The 8,925-nt window shown below is 30.0% G+C and carries 8 protein-coding genes and 1 pseudogene; all 9 read left to right on the top strand.

The genetic code is table 11. The features are described 5' to 3' along the window. Positions 1-75: 75 nt before the first annotated feature. Positions 76-633: a tyrosine-type recombinase/integrase gene (locus tag Q0F58_RS15215; RefSeq protein WP_294378362.1), complete on the top strand. Its 558-nt coding sequence runs from the start codon at positions 76-78 to the stop codon at positions 631-633. 174 nt (positions 634-807) lie between these two features. Further along, the gene (locus Q0F58_RS15210; protein WP_294378359.1) at positions 808-1,275 is read left to right on the top strand and encodes a low molecular weight protein-tyrosine-phosphatase; all 468 of its coding nucleotides are present in this window, start codon (positions 808-810) and stop codon (positions 1,273-1,275) included. Between the two features lie 124 nt (positions 1,276-1,399). After that, entirely contained in the window at positions 1,400-1,834 is a 435-nt protein-coding gene (locus tag Q0F58_RS15205; protein ID WP_294378356.1) for a MarR family winged helix-turn-helix transcriptional regulator, read from the top strand. A 76-nt stretch (positions 1,835-1,910) separates the two neighbouring features. Beyond that, a pseudogene (locus tag Q0F58_RS15200) lies at positions 1,911-2,630 on the top strand (MATE family efflux transporter). A gap of 433 nt (positions 2,631-3,063) precedes the next feature. Further along, positions 3,064-4,509: a TROVE domain-containing protein gene (locus Q0F58_RS15195; protein WP_294378355.1), complete on the top strand. Its 1,446-nt coding sequence runs from the start codon at positions 3,064-3,066 to the stop codon at positions 4,507-4,509. A gap of 25 nt (positions 4,510-4,534) precedes the next feature. Next, positions 4,535-5,755, top strand: a complete 1,221-nt coding sequence (locus Q0F58_RS15190; RefSeq protein WP_294378353.1) for an RtcB family protein — start codon at positions 4,535-4,537, stop codon at positions 5,753-5,755. Positions 5,756-5,887: 132 nt separating this feature from the next. Then, the gene (locus tag Q0F58_RS15185; RefSeq protein ID WP_294378351.1) at positions 5,888-7,189 is read left to right on the top strand and encodes a YafY family protein; all 1,302 of its coding nucleotides are present in this window, start codon (positions 5,888-5,890) and stop codon (positions 7,187-7,189) included. After that, the gene (locus Q0F58_RS15180; protein WP_294378349.1) at positions 7,173-8,171 is read left to right on the top strand and encodes a WYL domain-containing protein; all 999 of its coding nucleotides are present in this window, start codon (positions 7,173-7,175) and stop codon (positions 8,169-8,171) included. Before Q0F58_RS15185 ends, Q0F58_RS15180 begins: the two co-directional genes overlap by 17 nt. 69 nt (positions 8,172-8,240) lie before the next feature. After that, positions 8,241-8,925: PLP-dependent aminotransferase family protein (locus Q0F58_RS15175; protein WP_294378347.1), on the top strand; the 685-nt coding region annotated here is incomplete at its 3' end.

Raw genomic sequence — 8,925 nt, 5'->3', positions numbered from 1 at the left:
ATATGACTCCAGTTGAGTATAGACTTGCAAATATGACCGAATAAAAAATGTATTAAAAAGTGTTGACAATCCAATATTGATTTTGAAGGTCGTATGATTCGAGTAAATAAACAGTTGCAGTGCACACATAAAGGTGGCGTTCTTTATATTGAAGACCCAGAAAAGTTGACTACGCAAACAAAGACAAAAGCAGGTATGCGTTATGTTCCAATGCGAGCAAATGTATGTGAACTTTTAAAGAAAATTGTTGAAGAACGAAAAGCAAATGCTCCAGAAACTGAACCAGAGGTTGATGGGTATAGTGGATTCCTTTTTCTAAACCAAAGGGCTAGAAAAGGGCTTAGACCATATATTGGGTTGGATTTGGACCACATCTTTAACCATGCTCTTGAAAAGTACAACTCTACATATAAGAAGGAATTACCAAAAATCACGCCGCATGTGTGTCGCCATACATTTTGCACAAAGATGGTACGTCAGCTGATGGAACCCACGAGATTGCAACTCATTATGGGTCATAGTGATATTTCTATCACGCTAGGCTACTACACTCATACACGTGCGATTGATGCTAAAGCATCTATGGAAGAAGTAGATGCAAAACTAAAAGATGATCCATACGATTTCTTTTAAGAAATTACCTTTGGGGTAAATATGGTTGAAAAAGCTTGTTTTACCCCATAAATTACCCCAATGTTTAAAAATGTAATGCAAATATATGCAAAGTTATACCAGGAAGCATATAATCGAGATTAAGAAAATGCCTTATAAAATGGGCATAAGAGAGTATAGGGAGGTATAAGTTTTATGATAAAGGTCCTATTCGTATGCCACGGCAATATATGCAGGTCTCCAATGGCAGAATTCATATTTAAGGATATAATTGAAAAGGAAAAGCTGACAGATAAGTTTTTTATTAGGTCAGCTGCAACATCTGCTGAAGAAATAGGTAATCCTGTGTATCCTCCAGCAAGAAGAAAACTTATGGAGCATAATATTTCATGTGAGGGAAAGCGTGCAGTTCAGATTAAAAAATCTGATTATGATTATTATGACTATATAATTGCAATGGAGCAGTTTAACATAAGAAATATTCTAAAAATAGTGAAAGATGATAAAAATAAAAAAATATTCAGATTATTAGAATTTACAGACAATCCAAAAGATATTGATGACCCTTGGTATACTGGAGATTTCCATGTGACTTATGATGAAATATTGGAAGGGTGCAGAGGGTTATTAAAACATATTCTAAAGCATAATTTAAATATGTGATAATATATGTTTATCGTATTTCTTGAATATGAATATGTCACAAATTTTATTCTAGATATATTGACAAAAGGCATGGAAAAAGATACAATAGTCCTAAAATAAGACTATGAAAGGAGATGGTAAATTGGATATTGAAGCAAAGACAAAAGCTTTTTGCAATGCATGGCAGAGTATCAGCATTATTTATGAAGATTATGCTAGGAAATCTGGTGTGTCTTATAATAGTCTTTATATTCTCAATGCAATATTTTATACGGAAAACTGTACCCAGAAGCAAATATGTGATAAGACACTGCTGCCAAAGCAGACTGTGAATAATGTAATCACAAGTTTTTTCAAAAGTGGTTATATTGAACTTAGGGAGCTGTCAGAGAATCGCAGAATCAAGACCATTCATTTGACAGAAGAGGGAATGAAGTATGCAAAAACGCTGATTCCACATATTCATAAGGCAGATATTATCGCAATGGAATCATTGACAGAAGAACAGCAGGATATTTTGCTTAAGCTTATGGATATATATGTTTCGGCATTTCGTAAAGAAATGTTAGGAGAATGACCTTCTGCATCATACAGTGTAGGAGGATTATTTTCGTCCATATAGTCCTAAAACAATACAGTATTATAAAAGGAGAATGAAAATGAGTACAGTAGATATGACAAAAGGAAATCCAATCAAATTGTTGATTCGATTTTCAATTCCAATTTTAATTGGGAACTTATTTCAACAGGTATACACACTTGCAGACAGAATTATAGTAGGAAGATTTGTAGGAGATGCAGCTTTTTCGGCTATTGGTGCTACGAATGCTCTTTCTATGACATTTATGTCTATGTGTATGGGAGCTGCAATTGGAACAGGGGTTTTAGTTTCCCAATACTTTGGGGCAAAAGATGAAAAAGGTACAGCAGCTTCAATTGCAAATGGAAGCTATACATGTATCTTGATTGCAATCTTAATGACATTGATTGCTTTAGTGACAACAAAACCGATTTTACTTTTGCTTAATACACCGTAGTCTATTTTACCAGATGCATTGACATATATGTATATTTTTATGGCTGGTTTGATTGCAATCTCTGCATATTTTACACCATTTTCAATTTTAAGAGCATTGGGTGATTCTAAGACACCACTTATTTTTCTTATTCTTTGCAGTTTATTGAATGTTGTATTGGATTTATTGTTTGTGGTTGTTTTAAAAATGGGAGTAGCAGGTGCAGCTTTTGCAACTGTTTTATCTGAGGCTATTGCAGCAGTTTTGTGTATTATCTATGCGTTTATAAAGGTTCCACAGTTCAAACAGGCATTTATATATGGAAAAATTAATATCAATGCAGATTTTTTTAGTTAAAATGCAAACTTTTTGTCTGTAAAGAAATTAATAGCAATATTATAATGATTAACGTAGTCAAGAGGAAATGTCGTAAGGAAGTGTATATTTGAGATACTTCGCTTTTAACGATGGTGTCGCTGGTTCGACTCCAGCCCAGTAATAAAAAAATATTATTGGTAGCTCAGTGGTAGAGCACATATTCTCAAATAGATTTTCTCCATATGAATATTTTTAAAAGCTACTCATGGCAGTGATATCTTGAGTTACTTCGATACCAGGGTGATGGCTGATCATTTTATGATGAAGCGTCATAAGAAAACTCAGATAATTATTTCTCCATGAAAAAATGGATAGTGCAGGAAAGTGTTACTTCAAGAGGGTTAAGTTAACACACTTTCCAATTTTCTTCCATAGTAAAATAATAGTATTTGTATTTAAGGAGGCTGTTAAAATGTCAAAGTTTAATAGTAATATAATAAGAAATAATGAAAATCATAAAGCATTCAAAATGGACCCAAAAGAAAAACTTATATCTGAAGTTTTAACAAGTTTCTTTAATGAAAATAAGTTTTATGGAGATAATTCAAAGACAATAGTAAGTGATATAAGAAATATGATTAAAATAGATTCTGAGTTTGTAGCTAATCTTACTATATATGTAAGAAAGGAAATGAATATGCGAAGCATTTCTCATGTCCTTTTAGGAGAATTGGCTCATGATGCACAGGGGAAGAAATATGTGAGAGAAATTTTAAGAAATATAGTGTTGAGAGTAGATGATATGCCAGAAATATTGAGCTATTATCTTACTGTATATGGAAAACCAATTCCTAATTCATTAAAGAAGGGAATAAGTGAATGCTTTTTAAAATTTGATGAATTTTCACTGGCTAAATATAACAGAAATGGCCAGGTTATTCTTAAAGATATTTTAAATTTAGTTCATCCAAAACCAGCAGATGAATTACAAAGTGGCATGTTTAAAAGAATTCTTGAAGACAATCTTCAAGTCCCTTTTACATGGGAAACAATGCTTTCAAAAGAGGGAAACAATAAAAATACATGGGAGAAGCTTATACAGAGTGGAAAGCTAGGATATATGGCAGCACTCCGCAATTTGAGAAATATAATAAAAGCAGAACCAGATAACATAAATGATATATATGACATGATTAGAAATAAGGAAAGGGTTATAAAAAGCAGACAGCTTCCATTTAGGTATTATTCTGCATTTAAAATCCTTGCAGACGAAGGAATTGGGACCTCAAAAGTATATGATGTACTTGAAGAAGCAATAAAATATTCTACTGAAAACATACAGAAGCTTCCTGGAAAAACATTTATGTCTACAGATGTATCAGGTTCAATGGGGTCTGCTGTAAGCAGAAACAGCAGTATTTCATGTGCTGAAATAGGAGCACTGCTCATGTCTATTGCAAACAGTATTTGTGATGAGGCTATAATAAGTACTTTTGATTCTTCATTTAAAATTGTGCCTATTGGATCACAAAATGGGATAATTGCAAGTGCAAGATCAATAACTCCTACGTGGGGATGGACTGATTTATCCCTTCCAATAAAATATCTTATAAAAAATAAGATATATGTAGATAGAATAATACTATTTTCTGATAATGAAATAAATTTAGGATATGATGATGTATGTCAGAAACTTATAGATAAATATAGAAAAAAGATAAATCCAGATGTATATGTTCATGCAGTTGATCTTCTAGGATATGGAACTCAGCAGTTTAAAGGTCCAAAAGTTAATATAATTGCAGGATGGAGTGAAAAAATTCTGGAGTTCATTTCTAAAGTGGAAAATGGATTGGATAATATGAAACTGGAAATAGAAAGATATCATTTTAAAAATGAAGAAAGCATGGTTATTTAAATATGAATAGCAGGAGTTGAAAATAATGTTAAAGGTAAAAGGAAAATATGCAGAAGCAGAAGTTTTTGCAGATAATATAGATGATGATGTAATAGAGCAGATAAAAGAATTATGCAATATGCCATTTGCAGAAGAATGTAAAGTCAGAATAATGCCTGATACACACAAAGGAACTGGATGTGTAATAGGATTTACAGCAGATTTGAAGGATAAAGTAATACCTAATATTGTGGGAGTTGATATTGGATGTGGAATGCTTACTGTGAATATTGGGAAAAATGAAATAGACTTTGAAAAATTAGATGAAGTAATTCATAAAAATATACCTAGCGGTAAAAATGTTCATAAAGGCCGTATTGTAAGGTTTGATAAGCTCAAGGATTTAAAATGCTATAGAAGTCTTAAGGATACAAAAAGAATTGAAAGAAGTATAGGTACTCTTGGAGGAGGAAATCATTTTATTGAAGTTGATGAAGGTATAGATAAAAACAGATATCTTATAATCCATTCAGGAAGCAGAAATTTAGGAACCCAGGTTGCAGATATTTATCAGAAGCTGGCAATAGATTTATGCAGTGGAAAAGAAGAGTATTTTATAAAAAGGGAAAACCTTATAAAAGAGTATAAAGAGCAGGGAAGGCGCAAGGAAATACAGAATGCCCTAAAAGAATTAAAGTCAGAGTATGATAGTCTTATGCCTGAATATCCAAAGGATTTATGTTTTCTTACAGGAAAGTATAGAGATGAATATTTAAATGATATGAATATATGTCAGGAATATGCTGTTTTAAACAGAAAATGCATGGCAGATATAATACTTAAAAAGATGTTTGATAAGGGAATTGATGAATTTGAGCATTTTACTACAATTCACAATTATATAAATTTTAAAGACAATATAATAAGAAAAGGGGCTATCTCTGCATATAAAGATGAAAAAATTCTTATTCCACTAAACATGAAAGATGGTTCAATAATTGCTATTGGAAAAGGAAATGAAAAATGGAATTACAGCGCACCACACGGAGCAGGAAGGCTTATGAGCAGGACAAAGGCAAAAGAAAATATTGATCTTGATGAATTTAAAAAGTCTATGGAAGGTATTTTTACTACATCTGTAAGTGAGAATACTATTGATGAAGCTCCAATGGCTTATAAACCTAAAGAAGAAATAATTTCAGCTATTTCTGATACAGCAGAGGTTTTGGAAATTATAAAACCTGTGTATAATTTTAAAGCACAATAAATAAATTGAATGGAAAATACCATTAAAGAATTCATTTTAAATTAAGGAATTGGTAAATAATTAATGTGTTATAATTGGAAATAGTAATTATAAATGTAATATATAACAAAAAAGAAAATGAGAGGAAAAGTTATGTTTCCAGATTTTATAAAACATTATGATATAATACGTTCAATTTTGAGAGATGTGTTCTTATATGGATGTTTTTCAAAAAGCGAACTTGAAAATAAAAATAAAAATAGTTCCCGTAAAATAAGTTATGAAATGAGAAGAATACGACAGTATATAAAAGATGATTTTGTGAGAGTTGATAGAAATGGGAAAAACAAGCTGCTAAATTTAAGCTGTGACAGCATTTCAAATACAAAAAATTTTCTTGTAAGGACATATTTAAGCAAAAGTTTTACGAGAAGTGATATCATTTTATATTATTATATTCTTCTTGTTTTGAATAAAAATGATAAGCCTATGAGTTTTTCAGAAATAGAAGATGAACTTGTTAATGAGGGACTTATAAATTACGATGAAATAAGCAGCAAGACAATAGAAAGAAAATTAAATGAAATGTGCAGTGTTATGGAAATTGTAAGCTGTCAGAAGAAAGGACGTTCAAAGGAATATTTTATTCCAAATGATATACTTTCAGAATTTAATGATGAAGAAATAGAAAAACTTTCTCAAGTTGCAGAATTATATAAAAATATTATATTTCCACATATAAGTGGACATTATTTTTGTGATACATTAAAAGATTATATGAAATTTGAGCGAAATTTAAATATTGAAGAAAAGGATTCTTTTCAATATGAATATCTTCACTTTCATCCAGTTATTGACGAAGAACTTATATTAAAAGTCATGAGAGCCATTTATGGCAGAAATAAGATTATAATGAAAAGTGGAAATAATTCTAGATATAACAGGTATAGCAGGCGTTCTAAAAAAAGTCATTTTAAACCTGTTAAATTGAGATATGATGTAGAATGTGGAAGATTTTATGTTTTTGGATTTTATGAGGATGATAAATGTGTAGCAGTGCGTCTTGACAGAACAGATGATATTGAAATATTAAAAAGCACATTTGATTATGATTTATATCTAGATAAATATAAAATCAGTATGAGAAACAGTTTTTCAAGTGTTCCTATAAACAATAATAACCCATGTATAAAAGTCAGGTTTGAACTTATAATAAATGATGATAATGAAAGATATCTTATAGATAAAATTAGAGGAGAACTTGGGAAATGTATTTTTGAAAGTATTTCAGAAAACAGATTTACAATTGAAAAAGAAGTGAATGACTGTGTTGAGATGGTGCCATGGATAAGGAAATATGGTGAAAATATAAAAGTCCTTGAACCTGCATCATTGAAAAAGAGATTAAAAAAGGATTGGAAGGATATGCTTAGCAATTATGGAGTTATTTCATGAGTATAAAAACAAATATTTTCATCTTGTGTTGAAGATTCTTAATTCATGCAGAGATGGATTAGAAAAAGAGGATATTATCAAAATAATAGAAGATGAAGAATATGATGAAAAACTCATAACAAAAGATTTTAAAACATTTGAAGGAATGATATTAAATGAGTATGAAGATAATAACCTTAATCTTTTAAAAAACAAGGGACAAGTCTATTATAGCGTTTTATCATCAGAAGATAGAATCCCAATAAAAATAAGATTTTCTAATATTGAAAAGACGTGGCTGAAGGGGATGCTGGAAGATGAAAGGGCACGAAAATTTTTAGGAGAAAAGATAACAAATATCCTTGAAAAGAATTTAGAAGATGTAAAAGAAGGAAGCAATAAAATTATTGAATTCACTAATAAAAATACAAACGAATTTGAATGTGATATGAAAAAATTAACTGAAACATTTTTTAAAATTCTAAATGCAATAAAGAATAATAAATTGATAAAGTATACTAATGTAGACAGAAATAAAAATGAATATAAAGATAAGATAGCAGTTCCATTAAGGATTGAATATTCGATAAAAGATGATAAATTAAGGGCTTCTGTTTATTCTGTTGATGAAAACAGAGATATCATGATCAATCTCCATACATTAAAGAAAGTTGATATTATTGAAGAAAATTTTGATCTGAATAGAGATGAAATAATTAGAAAAATAAAAGAACGAAAGTACTGTGAGGAACCTGTTACTATAATTTTGAAGGATAAAAAAGGGGCTATGGAAAGATGTTTTATGAGTTTTTCTTCATTTGAAAGAAGTTCTAAACTTATAGATAAAGATACTTATGAAATTGATATATGCTATTATGCTTTTCAGGAAACAGAGGTTATTTCTAAAATAATGTCATTAGGACCATATGTTACTGTCATGGCTCCAGAAAAAATAAGAAAATGTGTTATTGAAAAAATAAAGAAAGCCATAGAAATCCAATAATTTGATTTGTTGCAAATAATATATTGCAAGATTAAAATTACATTCTTCATTCCTCATAAATCACCAGAGATGATATTTATTACACCGAGTCATCAATTTCCTACTGGGGTTGTTCTTCCGATTAATCGTAGAATTGAATTAATTAAATATGCAAGAGAAAATGATATTTATATTGTTGAAGATGATTATGACAGTGAATTTAGATTTGAGGGTAGTCCAATAGAATCTATGCAATCACTTGATCCTGATCATGTAATTTATGTTGGAACATTTTCAAAAATATTCATGCCTTCTCTTCGTATGGGGTATATAGTTCTGCCAGATAATATTCTTAATAAAACAAGAGATATAAAATATGTAGCTGATTTACATTCACCTATTCTTGAACAGCTTACTATGGCAGAATTCATTAAACAGGGATTATTGGATAAACATATAAAGAAAATGAGAAATTTGTATTTAAAAAAACGAAATCAGATTATAAAATGCCTAAAACACTATTTTGAAGATGAGGTTTCAATTTCAGGTATGCAAGCAGGAATGCATTTTATAGGAACATTCAAAGGTATTCATTTTAATACAGCAACAATGAATAAAATATATGATGCAGGAATTGAAATTACACCTTTGAGAAAATATTATGTTCAAAATGAGTATGAAGAAAATTTGAATAGTTTTATCAGTCAATCTCTAGTATTTGGTTATGGAAATACAGATGTTGATAAAATAGAAAATGGAATAGTTAATTTATATA

The organism is uncultured Clostridium sp. (genome assembly GCF_934754915.1).
Classification (GTDB): domain Bacteria; phylum Bacillota; class Clostridia; order Clostridiales; family Clostridiaceae; genus Clostridium.
This window is presented reverse-complemented; position numbering and strand designations above follow the sequence as displayed.